This window comes from Pseudomonas sp. B23(2017) (assembly GCF_002113725.1).
Lineage (GTDB): Bacteria > Pseudomonadota > Gammaproteobacteria > Pseudomonadales > Pseudomonadaceae > Aquipseudomonas > Aquipseudomonas putida_Z.
The window spans coordinates 382,391-405,109 of sequence record NZ_NEJM01000001.1 but is presented as its reverse complement, the minus strand read 5'-3'; the positions used below and the strand labels follow the sequence as shown (position 1 = coordinate 405,109).

Sequence of the window (22,719 nt, the reverse complement as noted above, 5' to 3'; positions counted from 1 at the left end):
TGCCACTGTACCCACAGCGGCGGGGAGGATCCATCCTGACACACTGTTCACTAGAGCCCCGAGCCCGGCTTCCGTTACCATGCCGCATTGTTTTTTCGGGGAAGACGAATGGAATTCGTGCTCTATCTGCTGTTGGGCGCCTGCGCCGGTGTGCTGGCCGGGCTGTTCGGCGTGGGCGGCGGTATCATCATCGTGCCGGTGCTGGTGTTCAGCTTCACCTTGCAGGGTTTCGATGCCTCGGTGCTGACCCACCTGGCTGTCGGTACGTCGCTGGCAACCATCGTCTTCACCTCGATCAACGCCGTGCTCGAGCACCATCGCAAGGGCGCGGTGCAATGGCCGATCTTCGCCTGGATGACCCTCGGCATCCTCCTCGGGGCCGGTGTCGGCGCCAAGACCGCCTCGCTGATCCAGGGGCCACTGCTGCAAAAGATCATCGGTGTGTTCGCCCTGGTCATCGCCGCGCAGATGGCCCTGGACCTCAAGCCCAAGGCCAGTCGCGGCATCCCCGGCAAGCCCGCGCTGATCGGTGCAGGTGGGGTGATCGGCTGGGCTTCGGCCATTTTCGGCATCGGCGGCGGTTCGCTGACCGTGCCGTTCCTGACCTGGCGCAGCCTGCCCATGCAGCAGGCAGTGGCCACGTCTTCGGCCTGTGGCCTGCCGATTGCCTTGGCCAGTGCCCTGAGTTTCATGCTGCTGGGTTGGCACGAGGAGCATCTGCCGGCCCACAGCCTGGGTTACGTGTACCTGCCGGCGCTGCTCGGCATTGCCGTGACCAGCATGTTTTTCGCCCGCTTCGGCGCGCGCCTGGCGCACAAGCTGTCGCCACGTTTGTTGAAACGCCTGTTCGCAGCCCTGCTGTTCTGTGTCGGCCTCAGCTTTTTGATTTGAATCGAGAGGAAGTTCCATGCTGCCTTACCCGCAGATAGACCCCGTGGCCGTGGCCATCGGGCCGCTGAAAATCCATTGGTACGGCCTGATGTACCTGGTCGGCATCGGCGGTGCCTGGCTGCTCGCCTCGCGCCGGCTGAACCGCTTCGACCCCACCTGGACGCGCGAAAAGCTCTCCGACCTGGTGTTCTGGCTGTCGATGGGTGTGATCGTCGGTGGTCGCCTGGGCTACGTGCTGTTCTACGACCTGCACGCCTACCTGGCCAATCCGACGCTGATCTTCGAGGTGTGGAAGGGTGGCATGTCGTTCCACGGCGGTTTCATCGGCGTGATGCTGGCGGCCTTGTGGTTCGGCAAGCGCAACAACAAGTCGTTCTTCGAGCTGATGGACTTCGTCGCGCCGCTGGTGCCGATCGGCCTGGGGGCCGGGCGCATCGGCAACTTCATCAACGCCGAGCTGTGGGGCAAGGCCACCGACGTGCCATGGGCGATGGTCTTCCCGCCGTTCAGCGACCCGGCGCAGCTGCCGCGTCACCCATCGCAGCTTTACCAGTTCGCACTCGAAGGTGTGGCGCTGTTCCTGATTCTCTGGGCGTTCTCGCGCAAGCCGCGGCCGACCATGGCGGTATCCGGCATGTTCGCGCTGTTCTACGGCATCTTCCGCTTCATCGTCGAATTCGTCCGCGTACCGGATGCCCAGCTTGGCTACCTGGCCTGGGGCTGGCTGACCATGGGTCAGATTCTGTGCGTACCGATGATCCTGGCTGGCCTTGGCCTGATCTGGTGGGCTTATAATCGCAAGCCTACGGCGAAACCCGCCTGATTAATCCCACGGCAGGGGCGATCCCCCTGCCGTTTTTGCTACAGGTAAGCCATGAAACAGTATCTGGACCTGGTCCGCGACGTCATCGACAACGGCACGCTGCAGGGCAACCGCACCGGCATCCGCACCATCAGCCTGCCGGGCGCCATGCTGCGTTTCGACTTGCAGAAGGGCTTCCCGGCCATTACCACGCGCAAACTGGCGTTCAAGTCGGCGATCGGCGAAATGGTCGGTTTCCTGCGTGGCGTGAAGAACGCCGGTGAATTCCGCGAACTGGGCTGCAAGGTCTGGGACCAGAACGCCAACGAGAACGCCCAGTGGCTGGCCAACCCGTTCCGTCAGGGCCATGACGACCTTGGCGAGATCTACGGCGTGCAATGGCGCCAGTGGCCGGGCTACAAGCGCATCCCGCTGAGCAACCCGGCGGCCATCGAAATGGCCGAGAAGGCGGGCTTCCGCCGCATCGCCCAGGACGAGGAGGACGGCGTCGCGTTCGTCATCCTGTACAAGGCCATCGACCAGGTGCGCCAGTGCCTGGACACCATCGCCAACGACCCGGGCAGCCGCCGTATCCTGTTCCACGGCTGGAACTGCGCGCAGCTGGACGAAATGGCCCTGCCGCCGTGCCACCTGCTGTACCAGTTCCACCCGAATGTGGAGACCAGGGAGATTTCCCTGACCCTCTACATCCGTTCCAACGACCTGGGCCTGGGTACGCCGTTCAACCTCACCGAAGGCGCGGCGCTGCTGTCGCTGTTCGGCCGCCTGACCGGCTACACCCCGCGCTGGTTCACCTACTTCATCGGCGATGCCCATGTGTATGAGAACCACCTGGACATGCTCAACGAGCAGCTCAAGCGTGAGCCGCTGGAAGCGCCGAAGCTGGTGATCAGCGACCGCGTGCCGGCGTTTGCCGAGACGGGCAAGTACGAGCCGGAGTGGCTGGAGAAGATCGAGCCGAGCGATTTCTGGCTGGAAGGGTATGAGCACCATGCGCCGATGACGGCGCCGATGGCGGTGTGACAGATCTCTATTGCCTGTACCGGCCTCTTCGCGGGTAAACCCGCTCCCACAGGGACCGCACAAAGCTCAGGCCTGTGCAGTACCTGTGGGAGCGGGTTTACCCGCGAAGCTTTTGGCTTAATGCCCGTGGCTTCGCCCCACATGCGAATGCTCGGTTTCCGGCACCGATACCGCCCCGTTCGTCTCCAGTTGCTGCAAGATCGCGCATTCCGCCCCTTGCGCATTGCAGCGCCGCCGCAGCTCCACCAGCTGTTCCTGCAACGCCACCAGACCATCGATCCGTGCCTGTACATGCTCGATATGCTCGTCGATCAGCGCATTGACGCTGCCGCACGAATCATCGGGGCTGTCGCGCAGGCGTAGCAGGCTGCGGATTTCATCCAGGGTCATGTCCAGGGTGCGGCAGTTGCGGATGAACGTCAGCCGCTCGACATGGGCCTGGGTGTACAGCCGGTAGTTGCCGTCGCTGCGCGCCGGCTGCGGCAGCAGCTGTTCACGCTCGTAGTAGCGGATGGTTTCCACGGCGCAGTCGGTGGCTTTGGCCAGTTCTCCGATCTTCATCACGAAATTCTCCAGCAAGTGGCTTGACCCTATAGTGGCTACAGGGTGTTCACTTGGCAACAGGCTCAAATTAAGGATGACCCCATGAACCAGCCTGTCAGCCACGAACACAAGCACGATCACCACGCCCACAGCTGCTGTGGCAGCGCTGCTGCGCCAGCCTTGGTCCAGCTGAGCGAAAAGGGCAGCAGCCACGCCCAGTTCAGCCGTTTTCGCATCGAGGCCATGGACTGCCCTACCGAGCAGACCCTGATCCAGGACAAGCTGGGCAAGCTGGCCGGTATCGAGCAGCTGGAATTCAACCTGATCAACCGTGTGCTTGGCGTGCGCCACACCCTGGGTGGCACTAGTGAAATCGAGCAGGCCATCGACAGCCTGGGCATGAAAGCCGAGCCGCTTGGCGCCGAAGACGATGGCACCGCCAGCGCATCACAAGTGGGCAAGACCCGCTGGTGGCCGCTGGCGCTGTCCGGCATTGCCGCGATCGCCGCCGAAATCGTGCACTTTGCCGCACTAGCGCCTGAGTGGGTGGTGGCGGCGCTGGCGCTGGCAGCGATCCTCGGCTGTGGCCTGGGTACCTACAAGAAGGGCTGGATCGCCCTGAAAAACCGCAACCTCAACATCAACGCGCTGATGAGCATTGCCGTGACTGGCGCGGTGCTGATCGGCCAGTGGCCGGAAGCGGCCATGGTGATGGTGCTGTTCACCGTCGCCGAGCTGATCGAAGCCCGCTCGCTGGACCGCGCGCGCAACGCCATTGGCGGCCTGATGCAGCTCACCCCGGACATGGCCACCGTGCGCCAGGCCGATGGCCAATGGCGGGAAGTGGAGGTGCGGGAAGTGGCCATCGGGGCCCTGGTGCGGGTACGCCCCGGCGAACGCATTGGCCTGGACGGTGAAGTGACCAGCGGGCAATCCACCGTCGATCAGGCGCCGATCACCGGCGAAAGCCTGCCTGTGGAGAAGGCCGTGGGCGACAAGTTGTTCGCCGGCACCATCAACCAGGCAGGGGCGCTGGAGTTCCGCGTTACCGCTGCTGCCGGGCAATCGACCCTGGCGCGAATCATCAAGGCCGTCGAGGAAGCGCAAGGCGCGCGGGCGCCTACCCAGCGTTTCGTCGACCGCTTCTCGCGCATCTACACCCCGGTGGTGTTTGCCATTGCCCTGGCCGTTGCGGTGATACCGCCGCTGTTCATGGCCGGTGCCTGGTTCGACTGGGTCTATCGCGCCCTGGTGCTGCTGGTGGTGGCCTGCCCATGCGCCCTGGTGATCTCGACCCCGGTGACCATCGTCAGCGGCCTGGCTGCCGCCGCGCGCAAGGGCATCCTGATCAAGGGTGGCGTGTACCTGGAAGGCGGGCGCCAGCTGGACTTCCTGGCCCTGGACAAGACGGGCACCATCACCCATGGCAAGCCGGTGCAGACCGATGCCAAGGTATTGGAGCCGCTGTTCGAAGGCCGCGCGCAAGCCCTGGCCGCCAGCCTGGGCGAGCGTTCGGACCACCCGGTTTCCCGCGCCATTGCCCAGTTCGGCAAGGAGCAAGGCCTGGCCTTGAGCGAGGTCGATGACTTCGCCGCCCTGGCCGGGCGCGGCGTGCGCGGTACCATCGCGGGTGAGGTTTACCACCTGGGTAACCACCGTCTGGTCGAGGAACTGGGGCTGTGCTCGCCCGAGCTCGAGGCCCTGCTGGATGCGCTGGAGCGCCAGGGCAAGACCGTGGTGCTGCTGCTCGACCGCTCCGGCCCGTTGGCGCTGTTCGCGGTGGCCGACACGGTGAAGGAAAGCAGTCGCCAGGCCATCGCCGAGCTGCACGAGCTGGGCATCAAGACTGTCATGCTGACCGGTGACAATCCGCATACCGCCCAGGCCATCGCCACCGTGGTGGGCATCGACCGTGCCGAAGGCAACCTGCTGCCTGCCGACAAGCTCAAGAGCATCGAAACCCTGTACGCCCAGGGCCATCGGGTGGGTATGGTCGGTGACGGTATCAACGACGCCCCGGCGCTGGCTCGTGCCGAGATCGGTTTTGCCATGGCGGCAGCCGGTACCGACACCGCCATCGAGACCGCCGATGTGGCGCTGATGGACGACGACTTGCGGAAAATCCCGGCCTTCGTCAGGCTGTCGCGCCAAAGTGCGGCGATCCTCATGCAGAACATCGTTCTGGCGTTGGGCATCAAGGCGATATTCCTGGCGATCACCTTTGCCGGCCTGGCCACCATGTGGATGGCGGTGTTTGCCGACATGGGCGTGAGCCTGCTGGTGGTGTTCAACGGCTTGCGCCTGTTGCGCAAATAGAGGACGTGCATGCTGAGTTCGGAGCTTAAAGCCTTCTACATGGTGGCCCGCCTGGGCAGCATCACCCTGGCGGCGAAGAAGCTCGGCCTCAGCCAGCCCACGGTGACCACGCAGGTTCGCAACCTGGAGAGCCAGTACGCGGTGGAGCTGTTCTACCGCGGCGGGCGGCGCCTGGTGTTGAGCGAGGAGGGCGTGCGCCTGCTGCCGATGGTCAAGGCACTGCTGCAGCAGGAGGCCGACATCGAGTTCGAGTTGCGCAACAGCGGCCAGGCCCAGGGCAGCTTGCGCATTGCGGCCACGGCGCCTTACTACATTCTCGACCTGGTGAAGATCTACCGCGAACGCCTGCCGCAGGTGGAAGTGGCGGTGGAAATCGGCAACTCGCAGCAGGTGCTGGAGATGCTCGAGGACTACCGGGTGGATATCGCCGCTTCGTCGCAACTGCTGGAAGACGCTCGGCTGGTGCGGCGGGTGCTGGGGACTGACCCGTTGGTGGTGGCGGTGCATCGCAACCATCCGTTGGCACACCGCCAGGCGGTGTCCATTGACGTGGTGGCCGGCCATTGCCTGCTGATGCGCGAGAAGGGCTCGACCACACGCAAGCTGACCGAGCAGATGATGCAGGAGGCCGGGGTGAAGGCCGGCGCCTTGCTGGAGATTGGTAGCCGCGAATCGATCCGTGAGGCGGTGCTGCGCAATATCGGCATCAGCGTGATTGCCCGGCACGAGGTGCCGCACAACCCTGAGTTGCGGGTGCTGGCGCTGGAGAACGCGCCGGTGATGCATGAGTACCTGTATTGCCTGAAGGAGCGGCGCCAGGCCCGGTTGCCGGCGGCCTTCCTTGGGGTGGCGCAGGAAGTGGCCGGTTCGCACTTCTGATAGCCATGTAGCGGCTGTACCGGCCCTATCGCCGGCAAGCCAGCTCCCACAGGTACCCCACAGTCCTTGAAACCTGTGCAGTACCTGTGGGAGCTGGCTTGCCGGCGATAGGGCCCGCGAAGGCCACTACAAAATCTGCCTATACCACTATCACCCGCTTTTGCCCTAAAGCCACAGAACCTTCGCACAGCCTTCCTAGCATGGCCCCCATCTCTTCGATGAGGCCCTGCCATGAACCACACCACCCTCGGCGCACAGATGAAAGTGCGCAACATCCACAAGCGCTTCGGCGCCTTCACGGCGCTGAACGATGTCTCGCTGGACATCGCCGCCGGCGAACTGGTGTGCCTGCTCGGGCCGTCCGGCTGCGGCAAGACCACGCTGCTGCGCTGCATCGCCGGCCTGGAGCGCCAGGACCGCGGTACGTTGTACATCGGCGAGCGCGATATCTCCGAGCTGCCACCCCAGGCCCGTGACTACGGCATCCTGTTCCAGTCCTACGCGCTGTTCCCCAACCTCACCGTCGAAGCCAACATCGCCTATGGCCTGACTGGCAGCGGCCGCGATCAGGCCCGCCAGCGAGTGGCCGAAATGCTCGAACTGGTGGGCCTGGCCGGCAGCGAGAAGAAGTACCCCGGTCAGCTTTCCGGTGGCCAGCAGCAGCGTGTGGCCCTGGCCCGTGCGCTGGCACCGTCGCCGTCGTTGCTGCTGCTGGACGAGCCGATGTCGGCGCTGGATGCCCGGGTGCGCGAGCACCTGTGCACCGAACTGCGCCAGCTGCAGCGCCAGCTGGGTATCACCACGCTGATGGTCACTCACAACCAGGACGAGGCCATGCTGATGGCCGACCGCATTGCGGTGATGAACAACGGCCAGGTCGAGCAGTACGCCACCCCGCAGGAAATCTACGACCAGCCGGCCACGCCGTTCGTTGCCGAGTTCGTCGGCCAGGGCAACTGGTTGCCGTTCCAGCGCAGCAGTGACAGCCATGCCCAGGTCGGTGGCATGAACATGCGTCTGGCACCAGGTTCCGCCCGGGCCAGCAGCGGACGGCTGTTCTGCCGCCCGGAGGCGATCACGGTCAACCCGGCGGTGCACGAAGAAAACCTGTTCCCGGCCATGGTCCGTGAAATCACCTTCCTCGGTAACCGCTGTCGCATGAGCTTCGAGCTCAAGGCGCTGCCTGGCCATGCACTGCTGGCGGAGCTTACCCCCGAGGCCATGCCGCGGCTGGGCTCGCAGGACATCTGGGTGGCGCTGCCGCCGCAGAGCCTGCAGGTGTTTGCCTGAGATGGCCGCGCCAATGTCCCTGCCGCTGAGCCAGGCCAAGGCCACGCCGCGTGCTGGCGTCGCCCTGGGCGACCGGTTGTTCGTCGTCGGCGGCAAGAGCCTGCTGCTGATCCTTCTGGTGCTGGCGGTGCTGATGCCGCTGCTGGCGATCTTCTGGCGCGGCTTCAGCGCAGAAGCGGGCCAGGGTGGCGGCCTGCTGGCGGCCCGCGAACTGTTGGCCAGTGAAAACTTCCACTGGCTGCTGGGCAACAGCCTGTCGGTGGCCTTCACGGTGGCAGCCATCGTGGTGCCGCTGGCCTACCTGTTCGCCTATGCCCTGCAACGCACGCTGATTCCGGGCAAAGGCCTGTGGCGGGGGATTTCGTTGCTGCCGCTGCTGGCGCCGTCAATGCTGCCGGCCATCGCCCTGGTCTACCTGTTCGGTAACCAGGGGCTGCTGCGCGGGTTGCTCAGCGACAACATCTATGGCTTCTGGGGCATTGTGCTGGGCGAGGCCATCTACACCTTCCCGCATGCCCTGATGATCCTGCTGTCGGCACTGTCGCTGGCCGATGCACGCCTGTTCGACGCAGCGTCCAGCATGGGTGCCGGCCCTTGGCGAGCGTTCACCAGCATCACCTGGCCGGCCACGCGCCAGGCAGTATTCGCAGCGTTCTGCCTGGTGTTCACCCTGACCATCACCGACTTCGGTGTACCGGTCGTGGTCGGTGGCGACTATCAGGTGCTGGCGCTGGAAGCCTACAAGGCGGTGGTCGGCCAGCAGCAGTTCGGCCGCGGCGCGTTGATCGGCATGGTGCTGCTGTTGCCGGCGCTGTTCAGCTTTACCGTCGATGCCTGGCTGCGCCGGCGCCAGGGCGAGGCCATGAGCGGCCGTGCCCAAGTGTTCGAGCCCAAGCCGTCGCGCGGCCGTGATGCCTGCTTCCTGGCGATCGTGCTGCTGGTGTGCGCGGCATTGCTGCTGGTGATCGGCATGGCGGTGTACTCGTCGCTGGTTACTTTCTGGCCCTACAACCTGTCGTTGTCGCTGCGTCACTACATGTTCGAGGACACCGCCGGTGGTGGCTGGCTGGCCTACCGCAACAGCGTGACCATGGCCATCGGCACCGCGCTGATCGGCAGCATCGTGATCTTCACCGGCGCCTACCTGATGGAGAAGACCCAGGGCCAACGCCTGCTCAACCAGGCGCTGCGCCTGCTCAGCTTCATCCCCATGGCCGTGCCGGGCCTGGTGCTGGGCCTGGGCTACGTATTCTTCTTCAACCTGAACGGCAATCCGCTGCATGTGTTCTACGGCGGCATGGGGCTGCTGGTGGTGTGCACCATCGCCCACTACCTGACTACCGCGCAGATGACCGCGACCACCGCCCTGCGCCAGCTCGACGGCGAGTTCGAGGCCGCCGCGCTGTCGCTGAAGGCGCCGCTGTACAGGCACTTCCTGCGGGTGACCGTGCCGATCTGCCTGCCGGCGCTGCTGGACATCATCCGCTACCTGTTCGTCTCGGCGATGACCACCGTGTCGGCGGCGATCTTCCTGTACAGCCCCGACACCATCCTGGCTGCCGTCGCCGTGCTGAACATGGATGACGCCGGCAACGTCGGTGGTGCCGCCGCCATGTCCACCCTGATCCTGCTGACCAGTGCCGGCGCTTCACTGCTGCTGGCCGCAGCCTCACGCGGCCTGCTGCGCCGCTCCCAAGCCTGGCGCCAACGCGCCGCGACCGTCTGACCTGTAAGGAACCTACCCATGTACAAGCACCTTGCACTTGCCGCTGCCGTTTCCGCCGTGTTCAGCCTGCAGGCTTCGGCCGCTGGTACCCAGCTGACGGTCTACACCGCCCTGGAAGCCGAACAGCTGAAGAGCTACAAGCAGGCCTTCGAGAAGGCCAACCCGGACATCGAGATCAAGTGGGTTCGTGACTCCACCGGCATCATCACCGCCAAGCTGCTGGCCGAGAAAGACCGCCCGCAAGCCGACGCAGTGTGGGGCCTGGCTGCTTCCAGCCTGGCCATCCTCGACCAGAACGGCATGCTCGAAGCCTACGCACCGAAGGACCTGGGCAAGATTGCCGCCAATTACCGCGATGCTGCCAACCCGCCAGCCTGGGTCGGTATGGACGTGTGGGCCGCGACCATCTGCTTCAATACTATCGAGGCCGAGAAGCAGGGCCTGAGCAAGCCGGTGAGCTGGCAGGACCTGACCAAGCCCGAGTACAAGGGCAAGATCGTCATGCCGAACCCGGCCTCGTCCGGCACCGGCTTCCTGGATGTCAGTGCCTGGCTGCAGACCTTTGGCGAGCCGCAGGGTTGGGCGTACATGGATGCACTGCACCAGAACATCGGCCAGTACGTTCATTCCGGTTCCAAGCCGTGCAAGCTTGCCGCAGCGGGTGAATTCCCGATCGGTATCTCGTTCGAGTACCCTGCCGTGCAGCTCAAGCGCCAGGGCGCGCCGCTGGACATCGTGCTGCCGAAGGAAGGCCTGGGCTGGGAGATCGAGGCGACTGCGGTGATCAAGGGTTCACCAAAAGCGGATGCGGCCAAGCGCCTGGCTGATTTCTCGGCAAGCCCGGCGGCCATGGAGCTGTACAAGGAGAACTTCGCCGTGCTGGCTGCACCGGGTATTGCCAAGCCGCAGACCGAACTGCCGGCGGACTATGAACAGCGCCTGATCAAGAACGACTTTGCCTGGGCCTCGAAGAACCGTGACCAGATCCTGGCCGAGTGGCGCAAGCGCTATGACGGCAAGTCGGAGAAGGTGGCTCAGCAGTAACCTGTATCGGCCTCTTCGCGGGCGCGCCCGCTCCCACAGGTACCGCGCAGTCCTTCAGCTGTGTGCGATCCTTGTGGGAGCGGGCATGCCCGCGAAGAAGCCACTGCTGCAATCCAGCCAGGAATAAACAGTGATGCCCACCCCAGCCCAGATCATCGACAGCACCTTCGCGCTGTACGAACGCCACGGCAGTGACGACTACATCGGCGAAGCCATCACCCAGCTCGAACACATGTCCCAGGCCGCGCAACTGGCCATGGCCGAAGGCTTCGACGATGAAGTGGTGCTGGCGGCGTTCTTCCACGACATCGGCCACCTGTGCGGCGGTGACGCCAGCATGGGCGGCTATGGCGTGGCCAGCCATGAGCGCATCGGCGCCGAGTATTTACGCCGCTGCGGTTTCGGCGAACGCATGGCGCGGCTGGTGCAGTATCACGTGGAGGCCAAGCGCTACCTGACTTTGCGCCAGCCTGGGTATTACCAGCGGTTGAGTGAAGCGAGCCGGCGGACCTTGGAGTATCAGGGGGGCGTGATGAGCGAGGGCGAGGCGGATGTGTTCGAGCGGGATCCGCTGTTCGAGGTGAGCTTGCGGATGAGGGAGTGGGATGAGCGGGCCAAGGTGGTCGGGGTGGCGGTGATTGACCTGGATGGGTTGAAGCGGAAGGCTTTGGCATTACTTTGAGATGTGGGCTGCCTGTGCGGGCCTCTTCGCGGGTGAACCCGCTCCCACAGGAATAGTGCACATCTCAAGGAATGTGAGATACCTGTGGGAGCGGGTTTACCCGCGAAGAGGCCAGACCTGCTTGATCAAAACTGTGAAACCAGCGCCTCCAGCTGTTCCTGCCGCTCAGCCTGGTTCAGCTTCGCCCTAGGGTTCAGAGTGGACCACTGCGGATGCGCCCGCGCCTTGCTCAGCGCCTCCGGCAACTTGCCCTCCCGCCAGGCCTTCTCATCCAGCTCCCCCAGCCGAATGCTGTCCTGCGCCGCATGCCCGCGGTTTTCCAGCGCCACCATCAACTGCTGCTGACGCAAGGCCAACAAGCGCAACACCGTGTCGTCCACCGTCAGCTCGCGCTTGCCCTTGAGCTTGCCCATCAACCGCGACCCATAGTTGCGCGCCGTCTGCAGCGCGCCGCCGGCAATCGCCCCGGCCAGGGCGGCAGCCCCCAGTGTCAGGCCGCCGACCAGCAGGTCCACTCCGGCACCCGCCGCAGCACCGGCGGCCACACCACTGCCCAGGCGCACGCCCAGCAGCTTCAAGGTTTCGGGATTGAACAGGTCATCGCCCCAACGGCCATCCAGCAACGGCAGGTCGCTGGCATGGGCGTCCTCGCGGCGGAAGGCATACAGCTTGAGCAGTGCCTCGACACAGCGCTGCTCGCGCTGGCGCACCTCTTGCCGCAATGCCTCGATGGCCCGGGCTTCGGCAGCCGGTTCGGCCTCGACGCTGCGCCGGCAGGCGGCGCAGTCCAGCAGCAGCTCGGCAATCAGGCGCTTGCCGCTGTGCCGGCGCGCCAGGCGCTGTGCCTGCTGGTCGTCGATCAGCCGCTGCAGGGCCGGGCGGGCGTCTTCCAGCAGCAGGGCCAGGCTTTCGTACAACCGGCGCTCGCCATCCTCTGGCGGGGCCACGCTGTCGAACCGCACCAACGCGTGAAGCCCAAGCCTGGCAAGGGCTTCACGCCATTGCGGCTCGCGGTGCTGGTGGCTGGCGACGAAGTTCAGCACCGGTAGCAGCGGCTTGCCACAACTGGCCAGCACTTCCAGTTCGTCGCGGTATTTGGCCAGCACCGGTTCGCGGGCGTCGATCACATACAAACCGGCATTGCTGGCCAGCAGCTGGCGCAGCACCTTGGCCTCCTGCTCGAAACGCTGGCGTGCCTCGCTACCTTGCAGAAAGCGCTCGAGGCGGGCCGGGCCGTCCAGGCGCTCGCCCGGGCGCTCCAGGCGTTCGAGGTAGTCGAGCAGGGCGATGGCGTCTTCCAGGCCCGGGGTGTCGTACAGCTCGAGCAAGGGTTCGCCGTCCACCGACAGCCGCGCACCTTCCACATGGCGGGTGGTGCTGGGGCGGTGGGAAACTTCGCCAAAGCCGACGTCACGGGTCAGGGTGCGCAGCAGCGAGGTCTTGCCGACGTTGGTGTGGCCGACCACGGCCAGTTTCAGCGGCTCAGTCATGGCCATGCTCCAGCCAGGTCAGCGGCGAGGTATCGGCATGCGCCAGGCCAAGGCGGTCGAGGGCTTCGTGCCAGTCGCCCAGGCGCTGGGCGTCCAAGGCCTCGCCCGGTGCGGCCTGCAGTAGCCAGATGCGGGTGGCGCCGGCATTGCGTGCCAGCTCGGCGAGCAGCGCCAGGCTGCCGCGGTCGGGCGAACGGCGCGGGTCGCAAGCGATGGCCAGGCGTGCCGGCGGAAAACGGCTGAGCTGTTCGAGCAGGCGGTTGCGCGATTCGCGGCTGTCGAGCACGCCGGCACTGGTCACGCTTTTCGGCAGCGCGGGCGGCCAGGGGTGCTGGTCGTCCAGCTCCAGGCCGACCAGCAGGGCGCCGCTGCTGCCGCTTTCCAGCTGGCCAGCGGCAAACTGCGGCAAGGCCTCGGGCGCGGCATCCTGGACGCCGATGCGTTCGCTGCGTGGCATCAGCGCTTCACGCAGCTGCGCGTAGCCGGGCAGGCTGAGGTCCAGCGCCAGGCGTTGGCGGCCTTGGCGCCAGCGCCACAGGCACAGCCCGGCCAACAGCAGACGCGGCAGCAGGCCGTACACCAGCACCACGCCAAGCAGCCAGCTGGCCCAGGCCTGACGCGCCAGGTCCAGGGCCGGCTGGCTGTCGCCGCTGGCGCGGATCATGGTCTCGTCGGGTACCGTGAAGCCCAGCAACGAGGGCAGCGCGCCCAAGGCTTGGGTCAGGTGGATGAACGGGGCGGCGGCGAGCAGGGTGGTCTCCCAGACAAAGCCATAGCGCCGGGTTGCCAGCAAGGCCAGCAGCATGCCCAGTGCGGTGATCATCGCCAGCAGCCACAGGCCATGCACCAGCAGGCCGAGCAGCCAGCGGTTCAGGCGCTGGCGTTGCAGCAGCACCAGCAGCGCCGGTGCCAGGTGCGCGGCCTTGGCGTCACGGGCAAAGCGTTCGCTCAGCCACAGCCACAGGCGGCCCAGCCCCGCGCCATGCTCGCCGCTCAGGGCAAAGCCGATGGCCCAGCCCAGCAGCATCAGCAGGTTCAGGCCGAGCAGGCTGCCCAGGGCCCAGAACACATTCACCGGGCGCTGCCCGTCGCCCAGGGCGGCCAGCGCCAACCCTGCGCCGCTGAGCACGGCCAGCACCAGCAAGGCCAGCAGCGCCAGGCGTGCGCCCTGTTTCCAGTGGCGCAGGGCGGTGCTGATGCCGTCGCGTTCGGCCAGGAACAGGGCACGGGTTTCGATGCGGGCCGCCAGGTCACCGCCTGCCTGGCGGGCGCGGCGGTTGGCTTCCTGGTCCTCCAGGGGGCCGGCATGTTCCTCGCGCAGGCGTACCGCTTCGGTGAGCCAGCGCTTGTCCAGTGAAGTCGGTGCGGTCACAAGGTCTTCCATTGCACAGGTCAGGGCAGAAGCATAACCCACACGCCCGGTGCTATCCTCGCTGGCATGAATACATCACTCCCCCTCAGCCTGATCGCGGCTCACGCCGAGAACCGCGTGATCGGCATCGACAACTCCATGCCCTGGCATCTGCCGGGGGACTTCAAGTACTTCAAGGCCACTACCCTGGGCAAGCCGATCATCATGGGGCGCAAGACCTGGGACTCGCTGGGCAGGCCATTGCCCGGGCGGTTGAATATCGTCGTCAGCCGGCAGGCAGGGCTGGAACTGGCGGGGGCCGAGGTGTTCGGCTCGCTGGAAGAGGCGCTGGTGCGGGCCGAGCAGTGGGCGCGGGAGGCCGGTGTCGATGAGCTGATGCTGATTGGCGGGGCGCAGCTGTATGGGCAGGCGCTGGAGAAAGGGCTGGTCAGCCGCATGTACCTGACGCGGGTCGAGTTGTCGCCGGAAGGGGATGCGTGGTTCCCTGAGTTTGATCGGGGGCAGTGGACCTTGGTGTCGAGCGAGGCGCAGGCTGAGGAAGGCAAGCCTGGGTATCATTTCGAGGTCTGGGAAAAGGTTTGAGATTGCCGGGGCTGCTTTGCAGCCCTTTCGCGACACAAGGCCGCTCCCACATTGATCGGCACACGCCGGGCCGTTGTAGGAGCGGCCTTGTGTCGCGACAGGGGCGCAACGCGCCCCCCGGCAATCTGTCAGGAGTGGCTCAGCTCGGCATGTTCATCGCCAGCCAGCACATCCTTGTCGGTCTCTTTCAGCAGTTGGCTGGTCACCACCCCTGCGGTCATCGAACCGTTCACGTTCAACGCCGTGCGGCCCATGTCGATCAGCGGCTCCACCGAAATCAGCAACGCTACCAGCTCCACCGGCAAGCCCATGGCCGGCAGCACGATCAGCGCGGCGAAAGTCGCACCGCCACCTACGCCGGCAACACCTGCCGAACTCAAGGTGACGATGGCCACGAGGGTGGCGATCCACAGCGGGTCGAAGGTATCGATGCCCACCGCCGGCGCCACCATCACCGCCAACATGGCGGGATAGAGGCCGGCGCAGCCGTTCTGGCCAATGGTGGTACCGAACGATGCGCTGAAGCTGGCAATCGACTGCGGTACGCCCAGGCGGCGGGTTTGCGCTTCGATGTTCAGCGGAATGCTGGCGGCGCTGGAGCGGCTGGTGAAGGCGAAGGTCAGCACCGGCCACACCTTGCGGAAGAAGCGCAGCGGGCTCACGCCGGTGGCGGCGAGGATAACGCCGTGCACCACGAACATCAGCGCCAGGCCCAGGTACGACACCACCACGAAGCTGCCCAGCTTGAGGATGTCTTCCATGTTCGAGCTGGCCACCACCTTGGTCATCAGCGCCAGTACGCCATACGGGGTCAGCTTCATCACCACCCGCACCAGGCGCATCACCCAGGCCTGCAGGGTGTCGATGGCCGACAGCGCGCGTTCGCCTTTCTCGGCATCGTCCTTGATCAGCTGCAGCGCGGCCAGGCCGAGGAACACGGCAAAGATCACCACGCTGATGATCGAGGTCGGCTTGGCCCGTGCCAGGTCACCTACCGGGTTGCTGGGGATGAACGACAGCAGCAATTGCGGGATGTTGAGGTCGGCGACCTTGCCGGCATAGTCGCTGTGGATAACCTGCATGCGCGCGCTTTCCTGCGCGCCGGCCACCAGGCCTTCGGCGCTCAGGCCGAACAGGTTGGTCAGGACGATGCCGATCAACGCGGCGATGGCGGTGGTCAGCAGCAGGGTGCCAATGCTCAGCACACTGATGCGGCCCAGTGACGAGGCATTGTGCAGGCGAGCCACGGCACTGAGGATCGAGGCGAAGATCAGCGGCATTACGATCATCTGCAACAGGCCGACGTAGCCGTTGCCGACCAGGTCGAGCCAGCTGATGGTGGCCTTGAGTACGGGGTGGCCAGCGCCATAGACGGTATGCAGGATCAGGCCGAACACCACGCCCAGGACCAGGCCCAGCAATACTTTCCTGGCCAGGCTCCAGTCGGTGCGGCGGGTTTGTGCCAGGCCCAGCAACAGGGCCAGGAACGCCAGCAGGTTAAGGGACAGCGGCAGGTTCATTGAAGCTCCAGCAGAAAAAAGCAGAAGAGGCATCGCCTCTGTGAGCGATTGCGAACGGAAATGCTAACAGGCTGAAAACAAACGAATTTATACCCAAATGGAATGTGCATAGTCGTTTATGGAATAACGGCGTGTCGCGGATTGCAATGAACACGGCGTTTGCAGCTGCATGGAGGTCGTTATCAAGGGCTGGCGGCGGGGATTGTTGCACTAGCGTTTCGGGGTCATTTCAGGAGATTCGTACATGAAGTTCGCTCCGAAAGCCGTCGCCATCGGCCTGTCCCTGCTGTTCAGTATCGAAACCTTCGCCACCGAGCTCAAGCACTGGCCCGCCGAGGCAGCCAGGCAGCTCGACGGCATGATTGCCGCCAATGCCAACAAGGGTAACTACGCTGTCTTTGACATGGACAACACCAGCTACCGCTACGACCTTGAAGAGGCCTTGCTGCCGTTCATGGAAAACAAGGGCCTGCTGAGCCGCGACAAGCTCGACCCCTCGTTGAAGCTGATGCCGTTCAAGGACACCGCCGAGCACAAGGAAAGCCTGTTCAGTTACTACTACCGGCTGTGCGAAGTGGACGACATGGTCTGCTACCCGTGGGTGGCCCAGGTGTTCTCCGGCTTTACCCTGCAGGAGCTGAAGGTGCAGGTGGATGAGCTGATGGCCTCCGGCAAACCGATCCCGGCCACCTATTACGAAGGGGACCAGGTCAAGGCCATCGAGGTACAGCCACCCAAGGTCTTCAAGGGCCAGGCCGAGCTGTACAACAAGCTGATGGAGAATGGTATCGAGGTCTATGTGATTTCCGCTGCTTCCGAGGAACTGGTGCGCATGGTCGCGTCGGACCCCAAGTACGGCTACAACGTGAAACCGCAGAATGTGATTGGCGTGAGCCTGTTGCTGAAGGACCGCGCCAGCGGCCAGTTGACCACCGCGCGCAAGCAGATCAGCGCCGGGCACTATGATGCCAAGGCCAACGTGGGGCTGGAACTGACCCCGTACCTGTGGACCCCGGCCACCTGGATGGCAGGCAAGCAGGCCGCGATCCTGACCTATATCGATGAGTGGAAGAAACCGGTGCTGGTGGGGGGCGATACGCCGACCAGTGATGGCTACATGCAGTTTCATGGGGTGGATGTGGGCAAAGGTGGCATCCACTTGTGGATAAACCGCAAGGCCAAGTACATGGACCAGATGAATGGGATGATTGCCAGGAATGCCGCGGCGCAGGCCAAGGAAGGGCTGCCGGTGACGGCGGACAAGAACTGGGTGATCGTGACGCCGGAGCAGATTCAGTAAGCCATGTGGTGCCTGTGCTGGCCTCTTCACGGGTAAACCCGCTCCCACAAGGACTCCGCAGCCTTTGAGCCAGGCGCTGTACCTGTGGGAGCGGGTTTACCCGCGAAAGGGCCCTTACAGGCATAAAAAAACCGGCGCCCAGGGCGCCGGTTCTTCATTCATACCGTCAGAGCCTCACAGCCCTTCCAGCATCGCCTTGTTACGCACAGCGCCCTTGTCGGCACTGGTCGCCAGCAGGGCATAGGCCTTCAGCGCGGTGGTCACCTTGCGTGGGCGTACTTCAGCCGGTTTCCAGCCCTTCTTGTCCTGCTCGACACGGCGCTCGGCCAGCTCTTCGTCGCTGACCTGCAGGTTGATCGAACGATTGGGGATGTCGATCAGCACCTTGTCGCCGTCGCGCACCAGGCCGATGGCGCCGCCAGCGGCGGCTTCCGGCGAGGCATGGCCGATCGACAGGCCCGAGGTGCCGCCCGAGAAGCGGCCGTCGGTGAGCAGGGCGCAAGCCTTGCCCAGGCCCTTGGACTTCAGGTACGAGGTCGGGTACAGCATTTCCTGCATGCCCGGACCACCTTTCGGGCCTTCATAGCGGATGATCACGATGTCGCCGGCCTTCACTTCGTCGGCGAGGATGCCGCGTACGGCGCTGTCCTGGCTCTCGAAAATCTTCGCGGTGCCTTCGAACACCAGGATCGACTCGTCGACACCGGCGGTTTTCACCACGCAGCCGTCCAGCGCGATGTTGCCGTACAGCACGGCCAGGCCGCCTTCCTGCGAATAGGCGTGCTCGACACTGCGGATGCAGCCGTTCTCACGGTCGTCATCCAGGGATTCCCAACGGGTCGACTGGCTGAATGCCGTCTGGGTCGGGATGCCGGCAGGGCCGGCCTTGAAGAAGGTGTGCACGGCTTCGTCATCGGTCTGGGTGATGTCCCACTTGGCGATGGCTTCTTCCATGCTGCGGCTGTGCACGGTCGGCAGGTCGGTGTGCAGCAGGCCGCCACGGGCCAGCGAGCCGAGGATGCTGAAGATGCCGCCGGCACGGTGCACGTCTTCCATGTGATATTTCTGGATGTTCGGCGCAACCTTGCACAGCTGCGGCACCTTGCGCGACAGGCGGTCGATGTCGCGCAGGTCGAACGCCACCTCGGCTTCCTGGGCGGCGGCCAGCAGGTGCAGGATGGTGTTGGTCGAGCCGCCCATGGCGATGTCGAGCATCATGGCGTTTTCGAACGCCTTGAAGTTGGCGATGTTGCGCGGCAGTACCGACTCATCGTTCTCGCCGTAGTAGCGCTTGCACAGCTCGACGATGGTGCGGCCGGCGGTGAGGAACAGCTGCTCGCGGTCGGCGTGGGTGGCCAGGGTCGAACCGTTGCCCGGCAGGGCCAGGCCCAGGGCTTCGGTCAGGCAGTTCATCGAGTTGGCGGTGAACATGCCGGAGCACGAACCGCAGGTAGGGCAGGCGCTGCGCTCGTATTCGGCGACTTTTTCGTCGGAAGCCGAGGAGTCGGCGGCAATGACCATGGCGTCGACCAGGTCCAGGCCGTGGCTGGCCAGCTTGGTCTTGCCGGCTTCCATCGGGCCGCCGGAGACGAAGATTACCGGGATGTTCAGGCGCAGGGCGGCCATCAGCATGCCGGGGGTGATCTTGTCGCAGTTGGAGATGCACACGATGGCGTCGGCGCAGTGGGCGTTGACCATGTACTCCACGGCGTCGGCGATGATCTCGCGGCTTGGCAGCGAGTAGAGCATGCCGTCGTGGCCCATGGCGATGCCGTCATCGACCGCGATGGTGTTGAATTCCTTGGCCACGCCACCGGCGCGTTCGATTTCGCGGGCGACCAGCTGGCCCAGGTCCTTCAGGTGCACGTGGCCCGGGACGAACTGGGTGAACGAGTTGGCGATGGCGATGATCGGTTTCTTGAAGTCTTCGTCCTTCATCCCGGTGGCGCGCCACAGGGCACGGGCGCCGGCCATGTTGCGGCCTTGGGTGGAAGTCTTGGAACGATAATCAGGCATGAAACACTCCTGGCGGCTTAATCAGGTCACAAAAAGGGGAGTGAGCTTCTCTTGTCCTTTGTACCGCAGGCCGGTTGCCACTGGCACGGATGGGGCCGAAGACCTCGCGGGATCGCCGCGTGCTTGGGCAGAGCTCATAAACCCGCCGGGGATGACTGGCGATGAATAGGCCGATTCTACACCGCTGGCGCGGCGAGGGAATGCAGATGTGGATAGCTGGCGGGGAGATTGCAGCAGGAAAGGGCCGCTTGGCGGCCCTTTTTAGCGGATATCAGCTGTTTGGCAGCAACCGGCAGGTGATGCTCTTGATGTAGCGGGTTTCGGCGATGGCCGGGTGCACCGGGTGGTCCGGGCCTTGGCCGCCGCGTTCGAGCAACTGCAGGTTGCGGTCCAGGTGACGGGCGCTGGTCAGCAGGATGTTGTGCAGGTCGTCCTCGGGCAGGTGCATCGAGCACGAGGCACTGACCAGGATGCCGTCCTTGGTCAGCATGCGCATGGCCTGCTCGTTCAGGCGGCGGTAGGCCGCTTCGCCGTTTTTCAGGTCTTTCTTGCGCTTGATGAAGGCGGGTGGGTCGGCAATGATCACGTCGAAGCGCTCTTCGGCGGCCTTCAGTTCGCGCAGGGCCTCGAACACATCGCCTTCGATGCAGGTCAGTTTCTCGCTGATGCCGTTCAGCGCGGCGTTACGCTCCACGCCGTCCAGGGCGAAGCCCGAGGCGTCGACGCAGAACACTTCGCTGGCGCCGAAGGCACCGGCTTGCACGCCCCAGCCACCGATGTAGCTGAACAGGTCGAGCACGCGCTTGCCTTTCACGTATGGCGCCAGGCGTGCACGGTTCATGCGGTGGTCGTAGAACCAGCCGGTCTTCTGGCCTTCGCGTACCGGGGCTTCGAACTTGACGCCGTTTTCTTCCAGCGGCACCCAGTCCGGCACTTCGCCATAGACGGTCTCGACATAGCGCTGCAGGCCTTCGGCGTCACGTGCGGAGGAGTCGTTCTTGAACAGGATGCCGCTTGGCTTGAGCACCTGTACCAGGGCTGCAATCACGTCGTCCTTGTGCGCTTCCATGGTGGCCGAGGCCAATTGCACCACGAGGATGTCGAAGAAGCGGTCGACCACCAGGCCTGGCAGCAGATCGGAATCGCCATAGACCAGGCGGTAGCACGGTTGGTCGAACAGGCGCTGGCGCAGCGACAGGGCGACGTTCAGGCGGTGCACCAGCAGCGACTTGTCCAGCGGCAGCTTGGCGTCGCGCGACAGCAGGCGGGCGCAGATCAGGTTGTTCGGGCTCAGTGCGACGATACCCAGCGGCTTGCCGTTGGCCGCCTCGAGAACAGCCTGCTGGCCGGCCTGGAAGCCTTGCAGCGGGGTCGCGCTGACGTCGACTTCGTTGCTGTAGACCCACAGGTGGCCGGCGCGCAGGCGGCGGTCGGCATTGGCTTTGAGGCGTAGGCTGGGCAGGGACATGACGTCGCTCCGGGAAAAAAGAGCGGGATTATAGCCTGTTGCCGGGCCGCATGCCCGTTGTGGGAGCGGCCTTGTGTCGCGAAAGGGCTGCGCAGCAGCCCCAGGGTTTCAGCAGCACTGCATGGATTGCCGGGGCCGCTTTTGCGGCCCTTTCGCGACACAAGGCCGCTCCTGCAGGTCTCGCGTTGGCCATGAGATGGCGTCAGGCTGCCAATGCCTTGATCAGTTGCTGGTTGAACGCCGGAATGTCGTCGGGTTGGCGGCTGGTGATCAGGTTGCCATCGACTACCACTTCTTCATCCACCCAGTCTCCGCCGGCATTGCGGATGTCGTCCTGCAGGGTCTTGTAGCTGGTCAGCCGCTTGCCCTTGGCTAATCCGCACGACACCAGCAACCAGCCACCGTGGCAGATCACCGCCAGTGGCTTGCCAGCCGAATCGTGGCTTTTCACCAGTTTCTGCGCGGCGGGGATCAATCGAATCGTGTCAGAGTTTTGCACGCCGCCGGGCAGCACCAGGGCATCGTAGAGGTCCAGGTGGGCGCTTTCGAAGGTTGCGTCCACGGCGAATGCGTCGGCCGGCTGGTCGTGGTTCCAGCCGCGTACCGTGCCCTCCTTGTCGCTGAGGATGTCCACCACCGCGCCGCTCTGTTCCAGGGCCTCGCGAGGGCCTGTCAGTTCCACTTGCTCGAAGCCGTCGGTGACCAGGAAAGCCACTCGCTTGCCGTTCAGTTCTGCACTCATGGGCCTTGCTCCTTTCCTTGATGAATATGAGAGAGAGGCCCGCATGGATAGAGTAAAGTTCCGGCGCAACGATTCAGTGGTTGGTCCATTTCCGGTCTGGAGGGTTAGAATCGCCGGTCCCAAACGAGTGTGCACGTATGTCCCAAGAACTCAGCGCCGAACAGATCCAGCAAGCCTTGCAAGGCATCACCATCCCGCCGCAACCGCAGATCATGGTCGATCTGCAGTTCGAGCAGTACATGCCTGACCCGGACCTGGAAACCATCGCCAAGCTGATCTCCCAGGACCCGGGCCTCTCGGGCGCCTTGCTCAAGCTGGTCAACTCCCCGCATTTCGGCCTTTCCAACAAGATCGGTTCGATCCAGCGCGCGGTGAACCTGCTGGGCAGCCGTTCGATCATCAACCTGATCAACGCCCAGTCGATCAAGGGCGAGATGAGCGACGAGACCATCGTTACCCTCAACCGCTTCTGGGACACCGCCCAGGACGTGGCGATGACCTGCCTGACACTGGCCAAGCGCACCGGCATCCAGGCGGCGGACGAGGCCTACACCCTGGGCCTGTTCCATGACTGTGGCGTGCCGCTGATGCTCAAGCGTTTCCCCGACTACATGGATGTGCTGGAAGAGGCCTATGCCAAGGCCGACGAGGAAACCCGCGTGGTCGACACCGAAAACCGCGCGTTCAACACCAACCATTCGGTGGTCGGCTATTTCACTGCCAAGTCCTGGCGCCTGCCCGAGCACCTCAGCGCGGCCATTGCCAACCACCACAACGCCCTGGCGGTGTTCCGCGACGAGAGTTCGCGCAATACCCAGAGCCAGCTTAAAAACCTGCTGGCGGTGCTGAAGATGGCCGAGCACATCTGCGCATCGTACCGGGTGCTGGGCAACCAGGCCGTGGACCACGAATGGAATGTGGTCGGCCCGCTGGTGCTCGATTACATTGGCTTGTCGGAATACGATTTCGAAAACCTCAAGCAGAACATTCGCGAGTTGGGCGGGCACTGACA

The 22,719-nt window shown here is 64.5% G+C and carries 19 protein-coding genes; 12 read left to right on the top strand and 7 right to left on the bottom strand.

The window, feature by feature from the left end; translation table 11 throughout:
* The first annotated feature begins 108 nt into the window (after nt 1-108).
* The 3 genes from CAG46_RS01770 to CAG46_RS01760 are packed head-to-tail and all read left to right on the top strand — an operon-like array spanning nt 109 to nt 2,737.
* Nucleotides 109-891, top strand: coding sequence for a sulfite exporter TauE/SafE family protein (locus CAG46_RS01770; protein WP_024087873.1), 783 nt, complete (start codon nt 109-111; stop codon nt 889-891).
* A gap of 16 nt (nt 892-907) precedes the next feature.
* On the top strand, nt 908-1,714 hold the full coding sequence (lgt, locus tag CAG46_RS01765; protein WP_013974665.1) for a prolipoprotein diacylglyceryl transferase: 807 nt from the start codon (nt 908-910) through the stop codon (nt 1,712-1,714).
* A 51-nt stretch (nt 1,715-1,765) separates the two neighbouring features.
* Nucleotides 1,766-2,737, top strand: coding sequence for a thymidylate synthase (locus tag CAG46_RS01760; protein WP_013974664.1), 972 nt, complete (start codon nt 1,766-1,768; stop codon nt 2,735-2,737).
* A 117-nt stretch (nt 2,738-2,854) separates the two neighbouring features.
* Here the strand turns inward: CAG46_RS01760 and cadR are convergent, their stop codons facing one another.
* Nucleotides 2,855-3,298 (bottom strand): cadmium resistance transcriptional regulator CadR, encoded by a 444-nt coding sequence (gene cadR, locus CAG46_RS01755; RefSeq protein WP_085614578.1) that lies wholly within the window; start codon nt 3,296-3,298, stop codon nt 2,855-2,857.
* An 84-nt stretch (nt 3,299-3,382) separates the two neighbouring features.
* Here cadR and CAG46_RS01750 point away from each other — a divergent pair, with 84 nt between their 5' ends.
* The 6 genes from CAG46_RS01750 to CAG46_RS01725 all read left to right on the top strand — a co-directional run bounded on the left by CAG46_RS01750 (nt 3,383) and on the right by CAG46_RS01725 (nt 11,217).
* Entirely contained in the window at nt 3,383-5,596 is a 2,214-nt protein-coding gene (locus CAG46_RS01750) for a heavy metal translocating P-type ATPase (RefSeq protein WP_085614579.1), read from the top strand.
* 9 nt (nt 5,597-5,605) lie between these two features.
* Nucleotides 5,606-6,475 (top strand): LysR family transcriptional regulator, encoded by an 870-nt coding sequence (locus CAG46_RS01745; RefSeq protein WP_085614580.1) that lies wholly within the window; start codon nt 5,606-5,608, stop codon nt 6,473-6,475.
* A 231-nt stretch (nt 6,476-6,706) separates the two neighbouring features.
* Nucleotides 6,707-7,765, top strand: coding sequence for a putative 2-aminoethylphosphonate ABC transporter ATP-binding protein (locus CAG46_RS01740; protein WP_085614581.1), 1,059 nt, complete (start codon nt 6,707-6,709; stop codon nt 7,763-7,765).
* Between the two features lies 1 nt (nt 7,766).
* Nucleotides 7,767-9,491, top strand: a complete 1,725-nt coding sequence (locus CAG46_RS01735; RefSeq protein WP_015272179.1) for a putative 2-aminoethylphosphonate ABC transporter permease subunit — start codon at nt 7,767-7,769, stop codon at nt 9,489-9,491.
* An 18-nt stretch (nt 9,492-9,509) separates the two neighbouring features.
* A complete protein-coding gene (locus CAG46_RS01730; RefSeq protein WP_085592463.1) occupies nt 9,510-10,535 on the top strand; it encodes a putative 2-aminoethylphosphonate ABC transporter substrate-binding protein in 1,026 nt (341 codons plus the stop codon).
* A gap of 133 nt (nt 10,536-10,668) precedes the next feature.
* Entirely contained in the window at nt 10,669-11,217 is a 549-nt protein-coding gene (locus CAG46_RS01725) for a phosphonate degradation HD-domain oxygenase (protein ID WP_085614582.1), read from the top strand.
* Nucleotides 11,218-11,342: 125 nt separating this feature from the next.
* On the opposite strand, the gene CAG46_RS01720 is transcribed toward CAG46_RS01725, so the two are convergent.
* Both CAG46_RS01720 and CAG46_RS01715 read right to left on the bottom strand, forming a co-directional pair.
* Entirely contained in the window at nt 11,343-12,707 is a 1,365-nt protein-coding gene (locus CAG46_RS01720) for a GTPase/DUF3482 domain-containing protein (protein WP_085614583.1), read from the bottom strand.
* Nucleotides 12,700-14,091 carry a DUF2868 domain-containing protein gene (locus CAG46_RS01715; protein ID WP_085614584.1) on the bottom strand — a complete coding sequence of 464 codons (1,392 nt, stop codon included), beginning with the start codon at nt 14,089-14,091 and terminating at the stop codon, nt 12,700-12,702. Before CAG46_RS01715 ends, CAG46_RS01720 begins: the two co-directional genes overlap by 8 nt.
* 54 nt (nt 14,092-14,145) lie before the next feature.
* Between CAG46_RS01715 and CAG46_RS01710 the strand changes: the two genes are divergently transcribed.
* Nucleotides 14,146-14,661, top strand: a complete 516-nt coding sequence (locus CAG46_RS01710; protein ID WP_085614585.1) for a dihydrofolate reductase — start codon at nt 14,146-14,148, stop codon at nt 14,659-14,661.
* Between the two features lie 128 nt (nt 14,662-14,789).
* Here CAG46_RS01710 and CAG46_RS01705 read toward each other — a convergent pair whose 3' ends face one another.
* Nucleotides 14,790-16,181: an L-cystine transporter gene (locus CAG46_RS01705; protein ID WP_075046670.1), complete on the bottom strand. Its 1,392-nt coding sequence runs from the start codon at nt 16,179-16,181 to the stop codon at nt 14,790-14,792.
* 244 nt (nt 16,182-16,425) lie between these two features.
* On the opposite strand from CAG46_RS01705, the gene CAG46_RS01700 reads away from it, so the two are divergent.
* The gene (locus tag CAG46_RS01700; RefSeq protein ID WP_025340989.1) at nt 16,426-17,481 is read left to right on the top strand and encodes a phosphorylcholine phosphatase; all 1,056 of its coding nucleotides are present in this window, start codon (nt 16,426-16,428) and stop codon (nt 17,479-17,481) included.
* Nucleotides 17,482-17,655: 174 nt separating this feature from the next.
* Here CAG46_RS01700 and ilvD read toward each other — a convergent pair whose 3' ends face one another.
* The 3 genes from ilvD to CAG46_RS01685 form a co-directional block, all read right to left on the bottom strand.
* Nucleotides 17,656-19,497 (bottom strand): dihydroxy-acid dehydratase, encoded by a 1,842-nt coding sequence (gene ilvD, locus CAG46_RS01695; protein ID WP_025340988.1) that lies wholly within the window; start codon nt 19,495-19,497, stop codon nt 17,656-17,658.
* Nucleotides 19,498-19,768: 271 nt separating this feature from the next.
* Nucleotides 19,769-20,965 carry a class I SAM-dependent rRNA methyltransferase gene (locus tag CAG46_RS01690; RefSeq protein WP_013974648.1) on the bottom strand — a complete coding sequence of 399 codons (1,197 nt, stop codon included), beginning with the start codon at nt 20,963-20,965 and terminating at the stop codon, nt 19,769-19,771.
* A 202-nt stretch (nt 20,966-21,167) separates the two neighbouring features.
* Nucleotides 21,168-21,707 carry a type 1 glutamine amidotransferase domain-containing protein gene (locus CAG46_RS01685; RefSeq protein ID WP_025340987.1) on the bottom strand — a complete coding sequence of 180 codons (540 nt, stop codon included), beginning with the start codon at nt 21,705-21,707 and terminating at the stop codon, nt 21,168-21,170.
* A gap of 191 nt (nt 21,708-21,898) precedes the next feature.
* Between CAG46_RS01685 and CAG46_RS01680 the strand changes: the two genes are divergently transcribed.
* Nucleotides 21,899-22,717, top strand: a complete 819-nt coding sequence (locus CAG46_RS01680) for an HDOD domain-containing protein (protein ID WP_170929260.1) — start codon at nt 21,899-21,901, stop codon at nt 22,715-22,717.
* Nucleotides 22,718-22,719 lie beyond the last annotated feature (2 nt).